Consider the following 16,731-nt stretch of genomic DNA (forward strand, 5'->3'; position numbering starts at 1 on the left):
CACTTTGCACTCCTTACCCATCTCAAACTGCTACTTTGCTTTAGTTTGCAACGTTTAAGAGCATATATGTAAAAAAGCTGATTCGTTTTTAAACGAATCAGCTTTTCTTACTTGACGGAAAACATATACTTTTTATACGTTTTTCGTACGGATAATATGAGACCCATCATAATCATATTCGAGAACAAGGAACTCCCCCCATATGATAAGAACGGTAATGCAATCCCTTTTACAGGCATTAATCCAACGATCATACCGATGTTTTGGAATATTTGAACCGTTAATATTCCGATTGATCCAGCACATAATAATGTACCGAATAAATTATCAGCAGAATAACCGATAATAATTGTTCGATATAGTAGTAATAGGAACAAGAATACAACTAACGCTGCTACGATAAATCCACCTTCTTCGGCAATTGTAGCAAAAATAAAGTCAGTATGCTTCTCAGGGATATAGACGTTCCCTTCGCCAAATCCTTTCCCTTCCATACCGCCACTACCTACAGCTAAGATCGATTGCTGTGTTTGATAACCTTGATCTGTATGTTCAAATGGATCTAACCAACCTAAAATACGTGATTGTTGGTGAGGTTTTAGTAACGTAACTAACTTATTAAAGAAGAAATCCTCATACCTTACGTAAATAAATATTAACGCCGATAGTATCGTGACTGGAATAACTGTACATAACGCTATCAATTTCTTCTGAATACCTGACATAAATAAAATACATGCAATTGCAGCAGCATATAAGAACACCATCCCTGTATCCGGTTGGCTATATACAACAGCCATAGGCGGAAGGGATACAAGCACAATTTTACCTACTAATTGTAAATCCGTTTGGAATGTCCTTGCCATATACTGCGCATTATGTTTCACTGCTATACTTGCTACTACGAGAAGCAATGAAATTTTGAAAAACTCAGATGGTTGAATTTGTCCAACTAACGGAAATACAAACCATCTTTTTGCACCTAATTTTTCAGGTGTGAAAGTGGAAACCGGTAGTATTTTCAAAAGAATAAGTGAACCAAATCCGACGATATAAAGTGGCCAAGACAATTTTTGTAATTGATCTAAGTCGATGCTTGCAACAAGCAATAACAATACAACTCCAATTATGTAGTTCAAACCCTGTTTCATCGCAAAGTTTGCCTCTCCATATTGGCCAGTTTGCTGACTGCTATATATAGCAGCTATACTCGTAACACATAATGCTAACAAAATTAATATTAATTTTACATCTAAACTTTTTAGAAACTCGGTACTTCTTTTCATGACATCCTCCTGAAACATTGTTACAGCAAAATAAAAAACCAGGAGTCAACATTCTTCATGTTTTGACGACTGATTACACATTATCTATAAAACACTTATATAGAATAACTCTCTTTTTCATACAATACAATATATTATACTACAGTTTCGTCAGTAAGATTTGCCAAAAAAATTATTCTTTTCTTATTTTATATCCATATACCATATATCAGCAATGTATTTTCATAAATTCCTAATACATAATCGTTCATTGTAAGATTACTGGGGAAGATATTATACATATAGTAGGATGTAGATGAAGAAATAAGATGATAAAAAGCTCGCATAAGCGAGCTTTTTATTAATATACAGATGTATTATTTTCTGACGTATTTTCTAAAATTTCTTTTACACGTCCTAAGAACTTACCACAAATTAAGCCATCTAGTACACGGTGATCAAGTGATAAACATAAGTTAACCATGTCGCGAGCACCGAACATACCATTTTCCATAATTACTGGGCGTTTTACAATTGATTCAACTTGTAAAATAGCCGCTTGTGGATAATTAATAATACCCATAGATTGAACAGAACCGAATGATCCTGTGTTATTAATTGTAAATGTTCCACCTTGCATTTCGTCCGCTTTTAACGATTTCGTACGTACTTTTCCTGCAAGCTCTGTAATTTCACGAGCGATACCTTTAATCGTCTTCTCATCCGCGTGTTTAATTACTGGTACAAATAGTTCGTCCTCTGTTGCAACAGCGATAGAAAGGTTAATATCTTTCTTCTGAACGATCTTATCGCCAGCCCACATTGAATTGATTTGAGGATACTCTTTTAACGCTTGCGCTACTGCTTTTACGAAGAAAGCAAAGAACGTTAAATTAAAGCCTTCGCGCTTTTTGAAATCACCTTTAATTGAATTACGGTATGACACAAGGTTTGTCACATCTACTTCAATCATCATCCAAGCATGTGGCGCTTCGTGTTTACTACGTAACATGTTCGCTGCAATTGCTTTACGCACACCTGTTACTGGAATTTCGATATCGCCAGGCATTGTTGGTACAGAAACTGGTTTTGCAGCTTCTACTTTTTGTGCTACTGGCGCTGCTTTTGGTGCTTCTGGACGCGCTTCTACTACTGCTGCTACCGCTTCCTCTTTCTTCGCACCTACTTGCGGAATATTTCCAGATTCCACTAGCTTTAAAATATCTTTACGAGTGATACGGCCATTTGCTCCCGTACCTTCTACTAAATCTAAATCAACATTATGCTCACCTGCAAGTTTTAAAACAGCTGGTGAAAAACGTGGTTTTCCATCAGTTGGTTGTTTTGCTTTCGGTGCTTTTTCAGGCGTAGCTACTTCTGCCTTTGGTTCTTCTTTTGTTTTTTCCTCAACAGCTGTCGCTGCTACTTCATCTGCGCCTTCTACTTGAATAACACAAACTACTTCACCTACAGCTAACGTCTCACCTTCACCAGCAATTAATTCTTTCACAATACCAGTGAAAGAAGATGGTACTTCAGCATTTACTTTATCAGTCATTACTTCTGCAAGCGGATCATACTTGTTTACGTGATCGCCAACATTAACGAGCCATTTACTAATTGTACCCTCTGTAACGCTCTCCCCGAGCTGAGGCATTGTGATATTTTCTACAGCCATGTATAGTCCCCCCGATTAAAATTCCGCAAGTTCACGCATTGCTTTTTCAACTTTATCTGGATTTACCATAAAGAATTTTTCCATTGTTGGTGCATATGGCATTGCTGGAACGTCTGGACCTGCAAGACGTGCGATTGGCGCATCTAAATCAAACAGACAGTTTTCAGCAATAATTGCTGCCACTTCACTTATAATACTTCCTTCTTTATTGTCTTCTGTTACAAGAAGAACTTTACCTGTTTTAGAAGCTGCTTCAATGATTGCTTCTTTATCTAATGGATATACAGTACGTAAATCAAGAACATGTGCATAGATGCCATCTTGCGCTAACTTTTCAGCTGCTTGAAGAGCAAAATGAACACATAATCCGTACGTGATAACAGTAATATCATCACCTTCGCGTTTTACATCTGCTTTTCCGATTGGTAATACGTAATCATCCTCTGGCACTTCACCTTTAATTAAGCGATATGCACGCTTATGCTCAAAGAATAATACTGGATCTTCATCACGAATTGCTGCTTTTAATAAACCTTTTGCATCATATGGTGTAGAAGGAATAACAATTTTTAAACCTGGTTGGTTCGCAAACATCGCTTCCACAGATTGTGAATGATACAATGCACCGTGAACACCGCCGCCAAATGGCGCACGAATTGTAACTGGACAAGTCCAATCGTTATTAGAACGATAACGAATTTTCGCTGCCTCAGAAACAATTTGGTTTACTGCTGGCATGATGAAATCAGCAAACTGCATTTCAGCGATTGGACGCATACCATACATTGCCGCACCAATTGCTACCCCAGCAATTGCAGATTCTGCAAGCGGTGCATCAAGCGCACGATCTTCACCAAATTGATCATATAATCCGTGTGTCGCTTTAAATACGCCACCTTTTTTACCAACATCTTCACCTAAAACAAATACTTTCTCATCGCGTTCCATTTCTTCGCGCATTGCTAATGTAATAGCATCAATATAAGACATTACAGCCATGAAACGTTCCCCCTTATTCTGCGTATACGTGCTTCAATGCATCTTCAGGTGCTGCATACGGAGCATTTTCTGCATATTCTGTTGCTTCATTTACGATATGCATAATTTCGTCTAACATTTGTTTTTCAAATTCCTCAGTTAACACGCCAGCTTCTTTTAAATAAGCTGCAAATGTTATAATTGAATCTTTTTTCTTTGCTTCTTCTACTTCTTCTTTATCACGATAAACACGATCATCGTCGTCACTAGAATGTGCTGTTAAACGATATGATACTGTTTCAATTAAAGTTGGGCCTTCACCACGACGGCCGCGGTCTGCTGCCTCTTTTACAGCTTTATATACTGCAAGCGGATCGTTTCCGTCTATTGTATATCCAGGCATACCGTAACCAATTGCACGGTCTGATACGTTTTTACATGCTAATTGTTTTTCAACTGGAATAGAGATTGCGTATTTATTATTTTCACACATGAAAATAACAGGTAGTTTGTGTACACCAGCAAAGTTTGCCCCTTCATGGAAGTCACCTTGGTTTGAAGAACCTTCTCCAAATGTAACGAACGTTACTAAATCTTTCTTTTCCATTTTTCCAGCTAATGCAATACCAACTGCATGTGGTACTTGCGTTGTTACTGGAGATGACCCTGTCACAATACGATTTTTCTTTTGACCGAAGTGACCAGGCATTTGACGACCACCAGAGTTTGGATCTCCAGCTTTCGCGAAAGCAGACAACATAAGCTCTTTAGCTGTCATACCGAACGCTAGTACAACACCCATATCACGGTAGTATGGTAATGCATAATCTTTCTCTCTATCAAGAGCGAATGCTGCTCCAACTTGTGCAGCCTCTTGTCCTTGACAAGAAATTACGAATGGAATTTTACCCGCACGGTTTAATAACCACATACGTTCGTCGATTTTACGTGCAAGTAACATCGTACGGAACATTTCTAATACTTGCTCATCACTTAAGCCAAGCTCTTCATGGCGCTTTTCTTTTACTTCTGCCATTTTTCATAACCTCCTAAATCCACATTTTTATGCGTGTAACGCTTTTCCATCTACAGCTAATGCTGCTTCACCAATCGCCTCAGATAATGATGGATGCGGATGAATTGTATGTGCTACTTCCCACGGTGTTGCATCAAGTACTCTTGCAAGACCAGCTTCAGAAATCATATCTGTTACATGTGGTCCAATCATATGAACACCAAGAATGTCATTTGTTTCTTCATCAACTACAAGTTTTACGAAACCATCTGATTCGCCGTATACAAGTGCTTTTCCGATTGCACGGAATGAGAACTTACCTAGTTTTAACTTATAGCCTTTTTCTTTCGCTTCTTGTTCTGTTAAACCGACAGAAGCAACTTCCGGACTGCTATATACGCATTTTGATACCATAGAGTAATCAATTGTTGTAACTTCTTTACCAGCAATATGTTCTACTGCAACAATTCCTTCATGAGAAGCAACGTGAGCAAGTTGTAAGCCACCGATTACATCTCCGATTGCGTAAATATGAGATTCTTTCGTTTGATAAAACTCATTTGTTTGAATGTATCCTTTTTCCACAACGATATCCGTATTCTCTAAACCAATATTTTGCGTATTGGCTTGTCTTCCTACAGATACAAGCATTTTTTCTGCTTTAAATTCTTTATTCTCACCGTTATGTTCAGCTTGAATTGTTACTCCATTATCTTTTACCAATGTTTCTGGTAATACTTTTGCACCAGTTACCACTTTAATACCTTTTTTCTTGAATAGACGTTGCATTTCTTTTGAAACGTCCTGATCTTCTAGTGGTAATATCGTTTTCGCATACTCTAATACTGTAACTTCTACACCGAAGTCAGCAAGCATAGATGCCCACTCAATACCGATTACACCGCCACCAACGATAATAATCGAGCTAGGAAGCGTTTCCATTTTTAGGGCATGATCGGAAGACATAACATACTCTCCGTCTAATTCTAAACCTGGTAATGAATTCGGACGAGAACCTGTTGCAACAAGTACATTTTTTGGAATTAACATTTCATTCTCTTCTCCACTTGCAAGTTCAACTGAAATTGTCCCTGGCATTGGAGAGAAAATAGATGGGCCAAGAATACGGCCAATACCTTCAAACACATCAATTTTACCTTGTTTCATTAAGTGTTGAACACCTTTATGAAGTTGCGTTACAATCTTCTCTTTACGCTCTTGCACTTTCGCAAAGTTTAGTTCTACATTACTTGCAATAACTCCGAACTCTTCGCTTTTTTTAGCAGTTGCGTATACTTCCGCACTACGTAAAAGAGCTTTACTAGGAATACATCCTTTGTGCAAACAAGTACCACCAAGATTTTCTTTTTCAACAAGTGCAGTTTTTAAACCTAGTTGTGACGCTCGAATAGCAGCAACATATCCACCAGTACCGCCGCCAACGATGACTAAATCATATTCTCTTGCCATTATCTCAACCCCTAGCTACTGTTTGTTTTTCTCGTACAACATACTCTTTCGGCGCTTCTTCTTCACGTAATACACGAAGTGCTCCTTCTGCTAATGCTTGTAATTCATCTTCTCCTGGATGTACGATAACATCTGCAATCCAGTCAACACGTTCTTTTATTTCATCAACAAGAATTTTACTGTACGCAAGTCCACCAGTTAAAACGATTGCATCAATTTTCCCGTGAAGTACAGCGCTAGCTCCGCCAATCTCTTTTGCAACTTGATATGCCATTGCTTTATAAATAAGAGTTGCTTCCGGATCACCTTTTTCAACCATTTGTTCTACTTTGATCGCATCATTTGTACCGATTAGGCTTACAAGTCCACCTTGTCCAACAAGTTTTTTAACCATTTCGTCACGGTAATACTCACCAGAGAAACACATCTCAACTAATTGCCCTACCGGTACTGTACCCGCACGCTCTGGACTAAATGGTCCTTCTCCGTTTAAGCCGTTATTCACATCAATAACTTTTCCTTTTTTATGAGCACCAACTGTAATACCGCCACCCATATGTGTAACTAATAAATTTAAATCCTCGTATTTGTGATTTAATTCTTCAGCTACTTTACGGGCAACCGCTTTTTGGTTTAATGCATGGAAAATACTTTTACGTTCCATACCAGCAATACCGCTTATACGAGCAATCGGCTCCATTTCATCTACAACGACAGGATCTACTATGAATGCCGGAATATTTAATCCAGAAGCGATTTCATATGCTAAAATGCCTCCAAGGTTTGAAGCATGATGACCGCTAAACCCATTTTTTAAATCTTCTAACATCGAATCGTTTACTGTGTATGTTCCGCCTTCGATTGGACGAAGTAATCCCCCACGCCCACAAACTGCGTTTAATTTTGAAATGTTAATACCGTGAGAATGTAGAACTTCTAAAATCGTTTCTTTGCGAAACTCATACTGATCGATAATTCTCTTATATTTTCCAATTTGTTCTTCGTCATGACGAATAGTTTCTTCTAAAACAGGCCTTTCATTATCAAAAACACCAATTTTTGTGGATGTACTACCCGGATTAATAACAAGAATTCGATTTAAAGACACTGTTGCTACCTCCACTAATAAATTCAAAAGGAGGTGGAAACCTCATAAGAGGTAACCACACCTTTTGTAAAAGTAATATATGAATGATTAGCGACGGCTAATAATGTCATGACCGTTGCGTAAGTATGTGCTACGAGAGTTTTTCAAGCTTGCAATGCGCTCTTCAGCTAGACGATCCGCTGCTACATAAGTTGCTATGCCATCACGTTTTGAAATTTCGATTACTTTTGCAATTGTGTCATAAATAGACTCAACACGTTTTAGTGCACGTTCTCTATTGTATCCATATAATTCGTCTGCTACGTTAATTACACCACCAGCATTAATAACATAGTCTGGTGCGTATACAATACCCATTTCATGAATCATGTCGCCGTGACGATTTTCTTTTAATTGGTTATTTGCAGAACCTGCGATTACTTTTGCTTTAAGTTGTGGAATAGTTTCGTCATTAACTGTTGCGCCTAATGCACATGGTGCGTAAATATCACATTCAACACCGTAAATTTCATTTGGCTCAACTGCTGATGCACCGAATTCTTCTACCGCGCGTTGTACAGCTTCTTTATTAATATCTGTAACGATTAATTTTGCTCCTTCAGCATGTAAATGTTTGCATAGGTGATATGCTACATTACCAACGCCTTGAACCGCAATTACTTTTCCTTCTAAATTATCAGTACCGAAAGCCTCTTTCGCAGCTGCTTTCATACCACGGTAAACACCGTATGCAGTTACTGGAGATGGGTTACCAGAAGAACCGAATGATGGTGAAATACCTGTTACAAAATCAGTTTCTTCGTGGATAATATCCATATCATCTACTGTTGTACCAACATCTTCAGCTGTAATGTAACGTCCGTTTAGTCCTTGAATGTAACGTCCTAATGCACGGAACATCGCTTCGCTCTTATCTTTACGTGGATCACCGATAATTACTGTTTTCGCACCACCTAAGTTTAAGCCAGCTGCTGCGTTTTTGTATGTCATCCCTTTTGCAAGACGCAATGCATCTTCAATCGCCGCTTCTTCAGAATCATATGTCCACATTCTTGTTCCACCAAGAGCTGGTCCAAGTGTTGTATCATGAATTGCGATGATTGCTTTTAAACCAGATTCTTTATCTTGACAAAATACTACTTGCTCATAATCATATTTTTCTAAGTATTCGAAGATTTCTAATGTCATTGTCGTTTCCCCCTAGTGTTTTACCCTTTTTGGTTTATTTTGAAGCAGTCGCAACTGCCAATGCTAATGAATATACTTTTGTTTCTGCTGAATCAGCACGAGATGTTAAAACAATCGGTGCTTTTGCGCCAGCAATCATAGCTCCTACTTTTGCATCCGCAAAGTATACGAGTGATTTGTATAGCACATTTCCAGCTTCAATCGTTGGGACGAGTAAAATGTCTGCCTTACCTGCTACATCACTTACTATGCCTTTATGTTCTGCTGCAATTTGTGATACTGCATTATCTAAAGCGAGTGGTCCATCAACGACACAATTTTTAATTTGTCCGCGGCGATTCATTTGAGTTAACATCGCTGCATCAATTGTCGCTTGCATCGCAGGATTAACAACCTCTACCGCTGCAATTGGTGCTACCTTTGGCAAATCCATTCCTATTGCCTGGGCAACTTCTACAGTATTCTGTATAATAGCAGCTTTTTGTGTTACATCAGGTGCAATGTTCATCGCTGCATCTGTAACAAAGATAAGACGATCGTAATTTGGAACTTCAAATGCTGCAACGTGTGAAAGTGTGCTACCTTTACGAAGTCCCCACTCTTTATTTAATACAGCTTTCAAAATATTTGCTGTTGGGATGTTTCCCTTCATAAGCACATCTGCTTCGCCATTTCTTACAGCTTTAACAGAAAGTTCTGCAGCCTCAGCACTTGACGCTGCTGCAATCACTTCAATGTGTTCTGAAGTTTGTAAACCATGTTCTTGTAGCATCCCCATTATTTTTTCTTGATTTCCATATAGACGAAATTGAGCTAGCTGTAATTTAATTGCTTTCGCTACAGCTTCAATTACTTCATGATCTTCAGCTACTGCTACAGCCACAGTTTTTTTAGGCTGTCCTGCTGCTTGATCAATTAAGTGTTCTAACTTCATATTTTGTAATCAACCCTTTCCGTCGTCCCTCGTCTATTTATAAAGCAAATACCGTGCCAACTTTTAAAAGTGGTCTTACCAATAATGAAAACGCATTCAAAATGCAGTAAAATCAATACTTTGGAAAATAACAAAACATTCTGTCTTGTTTTGTCGTATTTTGTATACCATGCAATAAATTGCACAGTACGCAATTTATTGCATGCTATTTTTTGCACACTCATACTTTTCTAGCTTGTAATATAAATTTCGAACCGAAATTCCTAATGCTCTTGCAGTTTTTGTTTTATTTCCATCAAACCTCTCTAAACATTCATGAATGATATGCCCTTCAAACTCTGTCACTAATTGTTCAAGTGGCTTTTCTTCTAATTCAGGTAATAAGTTATTTTGTTTTACCTCAGTCTGCTCTTCTGTATGTAAAGGTGGTAAATGATGGACATCAATATATATTTCGTTATAATTCATAAAGATAATAGCTCGTCCTAAAATGTTTTCAAGCTCCCTCACATTTCCTGGCCATTCATATGATTGTAAATATGAAATAGCCGAATCAGTGAGCCCCTCTACATTCCGACCATAATCTTGGTTAATTTTTTGAATCAATCTGTCTGCAATTGCCGGTATATCTCCTTTTCGCTGACGAAGAGACGGAATGTGAATTGGAATTTTATTTAATCGATAATATAAATCCTCTCTAAACTCTCCTTCTAGAATGCCCTTTTCTAAATTCACATGTGTCGCTGCAATTACCCGGACATTTATAGGTATCGCTTTCGTTCCACCAACTTTTACAATTTCTTTTTCTTGCAACACGCGAAGGAGTTTCGCTTGCGTATTTGCAGACAATTCTCCTATTTCATCTAAAAAGATACTACCGTTATTCGCTTCCTCAAAAAAACCTCGTTTTCCGCCTCTTTTTGCTCCTGAGAATGCACCTTCCTCATAACCGAATAATTCACTTTCTAATAAAGTCTCGGAAATAGCAGCACAGTTTACCCGGACGAATTTATTATATTTTCGATTACTTCCATTATGAATTGCATGTGCAAACAATTCTTTACCCGTTCCAGATTCTCCGCGTAGTAATACTGTTGCTGGTGTATTCGCTCCAAGTTTCGCCTGTTCAATAGCGGCCGTTGTTTCATCTGAATTTCCGACAATGTCATCAAATGAATATTTCGCTTCTAACGTTCGAATAATTTGCCTTGCTCTATTCAATTCATTTGTTAACTTTTGAATTTCTGATACGTCACGAATTACACCAACGCTTCCTTTCAATATCCCATCCACTATAACTGGCGCTACGTTTACAATTACATCACGCTTCTTTTGTCCAATCTTCATATGTATTCCGCGTACCGCCCTACGCGTTCGAAGTACTTTCATATGCATACTTTCACCTTCTACAATATCAGTTGTAGCCGGTTTCCCAATAATGTCCTCTTCTGTTAAACCTGTTAATTTCGTATAGGCAGGGTTAATTACTAATCCTCTTCCCTTTTCATCCACGACCGAAATTGCTTCCTCAGACGAGTTGATAATCGCCTCAAGTAACGTTTGAATCTCCTTTAAATCTGTAACTTCTTCCGCAAGATCTACAACCTCTGTTATATCTTTAAAAATCGCAAATGCTCCTTGTACCTCTCCTCCCTCTTTTAATATTGGAATACGGGTTGTAATAATCTTCTTTTCATTTTCTAATGTCAGTTCATAATTTACTTCTATTTGTTTCGTACGTATAATACGAAGCAACTTACTAGTCGGAATAACTTCTAAAATATATTTCCCTACCGCATCTTCTTTTTTATATCCGATAATACGCTCTGCACTTTTATTAAATAGGCGTACTTGTCCCTCTCGATCAATCACAATCATACCGTCATGCGTAGAATTTAAAATTAAATCCCCTTGCTGCGTCTGTTCTTCTAACTTTCCAATTAAACCTTCCTTCTCATGTGCTAATCTCGTAACAATTTTCGCAATATCACCTGGTATAAGAAGAGTATCTTTATGCTTTTTCTTTATTAAATCTTTATGTAATTCATCGTCACCCGTCATATCAAACATTACATCAATATGCATAGAAAGAAACGGCGTTACACTCTCTCCAATTGTAACCCCATATTCCTTAGCCATTTGTAATCCCTTTGCTATCGGATTTATATCAATAATTCCTATAATTTGAAATATATTTGAACTTTGTAACAGATTCAGCAGTGTACTACCACCTTCACCTGCACCAACAATTAAAACTTTTTGTTTCATATATTACACTTCCTCTCGAAGTATCTCTGCAAAATTTTTCACACCCTTATCTTACTCGTTCAGCCCCCTCTTGACAAACCCCCTTTTCATATAACATCATTGAAATAAACAAAATAATCTGAAAAGGAGCGTTTATATGCAGCGTTACCTTGCTCTATCATTAGCACTCATCCCTATTTCATTAGCTGTGTTTGGCATTAAGTTAATGAGAGATACTGTATTCGGGATTCTATTTCCTCCACTCTCTATACTGTGGTTACAATTTTTAATTGGCGCTCTCTGCTTCGCGCTCGGGTTTTATATTTTTGGCGGCTTCGTCTTACACCGAGACCGTAAACGAAATAAAGTACAAGCTCGCTTTAAAAGATAGGAAAGCTCCACTATTTATAAATAAAAAATGAGACCGTTACACGCGGTCTCATTTTTTTATTGGCAATAACATTCTTGCCGTTTCAGGATAATCAGTAATAATCGCCGAAATATTCATATCAAAATATTTACGCATAAGTGTTTCTTCATTAATTGTATAAGGGCGAACCTCTACACCACTCTCCATCGTTAATTCAGCAACAGCATCTTGAAGATAACGATAATTAGGGTGCACTGCTGTAGCGCCCATTTTTTTCGCATACGCCCACGGACTATGCAAACCTTCGCGATATAAAATCGCTGTTTGAATATCAGGAGCCATCATATGACACCTTTTCATACTGTAGTGATTAAATGAAGAAAATATAACACGATCTTCTAGATTACATTTCCGTACAAGCGTTATAACTTCTTCCTCTAAACCTCTGTATGGAATTTTATTATTTTTCAGTTCAATATTAAGTAGCAACTCTGTTTTATCAATCCATTCTAACACCTCTTCTAAAAGAGGTATTTTACAAAAGCCTACTTTATCAACGAATTTATAGCTCGCATCTAATTTACATAAATCCTCATATAAATAATTACGAACCGCACCTTTTCCATTTGTTGTCCGGTCCACTGTTTCATCATGAATGACGACAACTTTTCCATCTTTCGTTAATTGAACATCAAGTTCAATTCCATCTGCTCTAAAAGATTCAGCTGCTTCAAATGAAATCATTGTATTTTCTGGGTACGTTCCCGCTGCACCACGATGTGCAAATATAAGAGTCATCCTCACTCCCCCAATCTTATGCTATACTATACGAAAAAGGAGGTACTTCTATGAGACCATTACAAATTTCTCCAGACACTGCAGTCCGCCTATCAAAAGCATTAGGTGTTCCACTTGAACAACTTATGCATATGCCGCAGCACATTCTAATTCAAAAGTTAGTTGAATTAGAAAAACAAAATAAAGACGAAGAATAATACAGTCCTGTTTTGCAGGGCTTTTTATTATTTTCTATTATATCACGGATGACTTCCCTACTAAAATCCTTTAACAGATATACTATGATGCGATTTAGCATTCACTTCATCATTTAATAATGAATGATATATCTTCTTTTTTGTTACAATTCATAAAGAAAGAAAAATATTTATTCACAAGTACCCATTGCGCCCTTAAAGCAAGGTAATAATAAAACTAGAAGCCCTTATATTATTTTTTATTGAACGTGCGGAGCATCTCCTGAATCGTATAGTTCTTTCGCTTTTTCCTCCCCGAATGTAGTTAAAATATAATGTTGCTCTTCTACCGCATCCATCGCTCTAGTCGCTTTACAAGTGCTACCTTCTTGGGCATCCGAGAAATAATTGTGATCTTCTACAATTTGACTAAAATCTTTTTTCACCCATCTATCAGCAATCTCTAAAAGCTCATTTTTTTTCGCAAAGCCACTCTTATTTATGATATTTTTTAATTTTTCAGCATTATTTTGAATCATTGGAATGGATTCTGATTTTCGTTCTGCCACTACTTTTTGATGAGTCATATGATGCATCACTGTAATGACTTCGCTTTCAGTAGAATTTTCAGTAACATACACATCAACAAAGACTCCATCTACCTCTCTACCTACTATCGTTGGATCTTCTTTTTATCTATTTGAGCATTCACTTCTTTATCTACTGGATTATCGGCAAGTTCTAACATTCCAAATGTAACTGCAACAGCAAGAACTCCCATAGCTGCTACTATTCCTAGCCAAGTTAATATTTTATTTTTCATTCCCCTTCTCCCTATCTATACCTATTTAATTATCTTATAAAAAAACTCACTTATATGTAATATTACTAAAAACAGGATTTATCTTCCATGATATCAAATGATCTCTTGTTCTCAATAAAATAAAAAGACCAACGAATTCTAAAATTCATTGGTCATTAAATAAAAAGTTCATTGGTTTTACATTAATATCGAGTATAAATTTAAAGAATGATTAAGCTTTACTAAAACTTAAATCCCTTACTATCTTTACTCTCAGCTAGCCTTATGTTCAAGTCTAAGCTTATCCGCAACCATTGCGATGAACTCGGAATTCGTAGGTTTTGCTTTTGACATGGATACTGTATAACCGAATAAGGACGAAATAGAATCAATATTCCCACGACTCCATGCTACTTCAATTGCGTGACGGATTGCACGCTCGACGCGGCTTGCTGTTGTATTATATTTCTTCGCGATATCTGGATACAATACTTTCGTAATAGATCCAAGTAATTCGATATCATTGTACACCATAGAGATTGCTTCCCTTAAGTACATATACCCTTTAATATGAGCAGGCACACCGATTTCATGAATGATACTCGTAATGCTCGCGTCTAAGTTTTTCGGTTTTCCATCTATTGTAGTTGCTGAACGGAAAGATGGAAGTGGACGTTTAATGGTAGCGTTCGCCTTACCGCTCACTTGACGAATATGACTCGTTAAATTCTCCATATCAAATGGTTTTAATATGAAATATGAAGCACCTAAGTCAACAGCTTTTGTCGTCACATCTTCTTGTCCAAATGCTGTCAACATAATTACGCTAGGCTGTCTTAGCCTTTCAATATTTCGCATTTTCTCTAGTACAGCTAAACCATCTAAATGTGGCATAATAATGTCTAAAACAAGTACATCCGGCTGCTTATCATTTAATAAATTTAAACACTCTTGACCATTATAAGCAGTACCGATTACTTCCATATCATCTTGAGCAGCTACGTAACTCTCTAGCATTGATACTAATTCTTTATTATCATCTACAAGACAGACTTTAATTTTCTCCACAGCTTTTCCTCCCTTACCGAATCGATTCTCCGACATGTGTATCCTTCTAGGCTACATGAATTGTTCGACAATTGTGTGAAAATTCCCTTTTAAAGTTTGTTACTTTCCGATAAAATCACAAAAAAATATGTTTATCGTTCATTTATTCCCTTTCGCAACACATTCCATCATAGAAATACAACGAAACGTTCAACCCTTTTCTTTTATTTTACAACAAAAAACACCTCTTGCGGAGCTTTTACAAAATTTCAACGAATTTTTCAAAAGAAAAGCGAGCTAATTAATAATTAGCTCGCTTTTCTTTCTTGTTCATAAATGTTAATTCCAGCCTCATGTAACATCCATTCAATATGAACACCATATCCTGATGTTGGATCATTTACAAATACATGTGTAACAGCACCAATTACTTTCCCGTTTTGTACAATTGGACTTCCGCTCATGCCTTGTACGATACCACCCGTTTTCGCTAATAAACGTTTGTCTGTTACTTTTATTACCATGCCTTTTGTAGCTGGAAACTTTTGCGGTACTGTACTTACAACTTCAATATCAAACGCTTCCACTTTATCTTTATCAATAACTGTTAATATTTTTGCCGGTCCCTCTTTTACTTGATGAGATAGTGCAATAGGCATCGCTTTATCCATTACGCCATTTGGTATATTTGTATTTAATTTCCCAAATATACCAAATGGACTATTTATTGTAATATTACCAATCACTTCACGATCTGGTGAGAACCTCGCTAATTTCTCTCCTGGATTCCCATGACTACCTCTTTCAATTGATGTAACTGTCGAACGCATAATTTGTCCATCTTCGACTTGAATCGGCTTTTTCGTATCGTTATCAGAAATGACATGACCAAGTGCCCCATATTTCATAGAATCAGGATGAACAAATGTCATTGTTCCGATTCCAGCTGCCGAATCACGAATATATAAACCAATACGATAAGACGATTCTCCACTGTCTTTTTGTGGTGTTAACTTAGTGCGGATATGTTTTCCATCTCTTAACAAAACAAGATTAAGCGGTTCACCTGTTTCACCACTATTATGAATAAATGGTGCTACATCACTCATTCTTTCAATTGTTTTACCATTAATTTCAGTAATCATATCTCCGATTTGCACACCAGCTGTTTCACCAGGAGATACTTTCCCTTTTTCAGTTTGAATTAAATGATGGCCTACAACAAGTACCCCTTTTGTATTTAACTTCACACCAATTGATTGTCCACCTGGAATAACTTTAAAATCTTTCAATACTTTCACATTTACTTTTTTCACTGGAAAACCAGCAAGCTGAAACACCATATCTGCTTCACCATTTTGATGAGGATTTACCATAAGTCCTTGTTTTTGTTCATTGGAACTTACTGTAAACACATGACGATCTGTAGATGAAGCTTGAAAAACTGGTAATGAAGCTATTTCTGATTGTTGTCCTTCAAAAACAACAAGTTGCTTCGGAGATGAAATAAACGTCCGAAGCGGTTTAAAACACCCAATAAAAACTAAAGAAACAAGGAGACAAAGACCTATTATTTTGCGAAATCTTTCTAATCTCAATTTGTTCACTCTCCTCGCTCCTACCCCACATTCAGCCTCTTCTTGGCTTCACTTTTT

General features: G+C 37.2%; 14 protein-coding genes and 1 pseudogene. 2 read left to right on the top strand and 13 right to left on the bottom strand.

Annotated features, from left to right (window positions below):
* Positions 1 to 107: 107 nt before the first annotated feature.
* The 9 genes from QCI41_RS11170 to QCI41_RS11210 all read right to left on the bottom strand — a co-directional run bounded on the left by QCI41_RS11170 (position 108) and on the right by QCI41_RS11210 (position 11,904).
* Positions 108 to 1,286 (bottom strand): FtsW/RodA/SpoVE family cell cycle protein, encoded by a 1,179-nt coding sequence (locus QCI41_RS11170; protein WP_000831201.1) that lies wholly within the window; start codon positions 1,284 to 1,286, stop codon positions 108 to 110.
* A 340-nt stretch (positions 1,287 to 1,626) separates the two neighbouring features.
* Positions 1,627 to 2,943 (bottom strand): dihydrolipoamide acetyltransferase family protein, encoded by a 1,317-nt coding sequence (locus tag QCI41_RS11175; protein ID WP_262745840.1) that lies wholly within the window; start codon positions 2,941 to 2,943, stop codon positions 1,627 to 1,629.
* A 15-nt stretch (positions 2,944 to 2,958) separates the two neighbouring features.
* On the bottom strand, positions 2,959 to 3,942 hold the full coding sequence (gene bfmBAB / locus QCI41_RS11180) for a 3-methyl-2-oxobutanoate dehydrogenase subunit beta (RefSeq protein WP_353837459.1): 984 nt from the start codon (positions 3,940 to 3,942) through the stop codon (positions 2,959 to 2,961).
* Between the two features lie 13 nt (positions 3,943 to 3,955).
* Positions 3,956 to 4,957, bottom strand: coding sequence for a 3-methyl-2-oxobutanoate dehydrogenase subunit alpha (bfmBAA, locus tag QCI41_RS11185; protein ID WP_000852549.1), 1,002 nt, complete (start codon positions 4,955 to 4,957; stop codon positions 3,956 to 3,958).
* Positions 4,958 to 4,984: 27 nt separating this feature from the next.
* Positions 4,985 to 6,406: a dihydrolipoyl dehydrogenase gene (gene lpdA / locus QCI41_RS11190; protein WP_353837458.1), complete on the bottom strand. Its 1,422-nt coding sequence runs from the start codon at positions 6,404 to 6,406 to the stop codon at positions 4,985 to 4,987.
* Positions 6,407 to 6,410: 4 nt separating this feature from the next.
* Complete coding sequence (buk, locus tag QCI41_RS11195; RefSeq protein WP_000056195.1) at positions 6,411 to 7,514, bottom strand: butyrate kinase; 1,104 nt, start codon at positions 7,512 to 7,514, stop codon at positions 6,411 to 6,413.
* 87 nt (positions 7,515 to 7,601) lie between these two features.
* Positions 7,602 to 8,702 (bottom strand): leucine dehydrogenase, encoded by a 1,101-nt coding sequence (locus QCI41_RS11200; RefSeq protein WP_000171359.1) that lies wholly within the window; start codon positions 8,700 to 8,702, stop codon positions 7,602 to 7,604.
* Between the two features lie 34 nt (positions 8,703 to 8,736).
* A complete protein-coding gene (gene yqiS / locus QCI41_RS11205; RefSeq protein WP_353837457.1) occupies positions 8,737 to 9,636 on the bottom strand; it encodes a phosphate butyryltransferase in 900 nt (299 codons plus the stop codon).
* Positions 9,637 to 9,831: 195 nt separating this feature from the next.
* Entirely contained in the window at positions 9,832 to 11,904 is a 2,073-nt protein-coding gene (locus QCI41_RS11210; RefSeq protein ID WP_353837456.1) for a sigma 54-interacting transcriptional regulator, read from the bottom strand.
* A 136-nt stretch (positions 11,905 to 12,040) separates the two neighbouring features.
* On the opposite strand from QCI41_RS11210, the gene QCI41_RS11215 reads away from it, so the two are divergent.
* A complete protein-coding gene (locus tag QCI41_RS11215; protein ID WP_001190196.1) occupies positions 12,041 to 12,274 on the top strand; it encodes a DUF2627 domain-containing protein in 234 nt (77 codons plus the stop codon).
* 48 nt (positions 12,275 to 12,322) lie between these two features.
* Here QCI41_RS11215 and QCI41_RS11220 read toward each other — a convergent pair whose 3' ends face one another.
* Positions 12,323 to 13,051, bottom strand: a complete 729-nt coding sequence (locus QCI41_RS11220; protein WP_353837455.1) for a glycerophosphodiester phosphodiesterase — start codon at positions 13,049 to 13,051, stop codon at positions 12,323 to 12,325.
* 50 nt (positions 13,052 to 13,101) lie between these two features.
* Between QCI41_RS11220 and QCI41_RS11225 the strand changes: the two genes are divergently transcribed.
* Complete coding sequence (locus QCI41_RS11225) at positions 13,102 to 13,248, top strand: YycC family protein (protein WP_001247671.1); 147 nt, start codon at positions 13,102 to 13,104, stop codon at positions 13,246 to 13,248.
* Between the two features lie 239 nt (positions 13,249 to 13,487).
* Here the strand turns inward: QCI41_RS11225 and QCI41_RS11230 are convergent.
* The 3 genes and pseudogenes from QCI41_RS11230 to spoIVB all read right to left on the bottom strand — a co-directional run bounded on the left by QCI41_RS11230 (position 13,488) and on the right by spoIVB (position 16,683).
* Positions 13,488 to 14,050 (bottom strand): annotated as a pseudogene (locus tag QCI41_RS11230) (PRK06770 family protein).
* Positions 14,051 to 14,302: 252 nt separating this feature from the next.
* Positions 14,303 to 15,097, bottom strand: coding sequence for a sporulation transcription factor Spo0A (gene spo0A / locus QCI41_RS11235; RefSeq protein WP_033658812.1), 795 nt, complete (start codon positions 15,095 to 15,097; stop codon positions 14,303 to 14,305).
* 287 nt (positions 15,098 to 15,384) lie between these two features.
* Entirely contained in the window at positions 15,385 to 16,683 is a 1,299-nt protein-coding gene (spoIVB, locus tag QCI41_RS11240) for a SpoIVB peptidase (RefSeq protein WP_002096319.1), read from the bottom strand.
* Positions 16,684 to 16,731: the final 48 nt, after the last annotated feature.

Origin of the sequence: Bacillus cereus group sp. MG4, from assembly GCF_040460055.1 — a bacterium.
GTDB lineage: Bacteria > Bacillota > Bacilli > Bacillales > Bacillaceae_G > Bacillus_A > Bacillus_A wiedmannii.

What these genes read in the sequence shown, in the direction of transcription:
- QCI41_RS11210 (WP_353837456.1), bottom strand. Translation starts at nt 11,904, where the DNA reads ATGAAACAAAAAGTTTTAATTGTTGGTGCAGGTGAAGGTGGTAGTACA.
- QCI41_RS11175 (WP_262745840.1), bottom strand. Translation starts at nt 2,943, where the DNA reads ATGGCTGTAGAAAATATCACAATGCCTCAGCTCGGGGAGAGCGTTACA.
- lpdA (WP_353837458.1), bottom strand. Translation starts at nt 6,406, where the DNA reads ATGGCAAGAGAATATGATTTAGTCATCGTTGGCGGCGGTACTGGTGGA.
- bfmBAB (WP_353837459.1), bottom strand. Translation starts at nt 3,942, where the DNA reads ATGGCTGTAATGTCTTATATTGATGCTATTACATTAGCAATGCGCGAA.
- QCI41_RS11200 (WP_000171359.1), bottom strand. Translation starts at nt 8,702, where the DNA reads ATGACATTAGAAATCTTCGAATACTTAGAAAAATATGATTATGAGCAA.
- bfmBAA (WP_000852549.1), bottom strand. Translation starts at nt 4,957, where the DNA reads ATGGCAGAAGTAAAAGAAAAGCGCCATGAAGAGCTTGGCTTAAGTGAT.
- QCI41_RS11215 (WP_001190196.1), top strand. Translation starts at nt 12,041, where the DNA reads ATGCAGCGTTACCTTGCTCTATCATTAGCACTCATCCCTATTTCATTA.
- QCI41_RS11225 (WP_001247671.1), top strand. Translation starts at nt 13,102, where the DNA reads ATGAGACCATTACAAATTTCTCCAGACACTGCAGTCCGCCTATCAAAA.
- QCI41_RS11220 (WP_353837455.1), bottom strand. Translation starts at nt 13,051, where the DNA reads ATGACTCTTATATTTGCACATCGTGGTGCAGCGGGAACGTACCCAGAA.
- yqiS (WP_353837457.1), bottom strand. Translation starts at nt 9,636, where the DNA reads ATGAAGTTAGAACACTTAATTGATCAAGCAGCAGGACAGCCTAAAAAA.
- QCI41_RS11170 (WP_000831201.1), bottom strand. Translation starts at nt 1,286, where the DNA reads ATGAAAAGAAGTACCGAGTTTCTAAAAAGTTTAGATGTAAAATTAATA.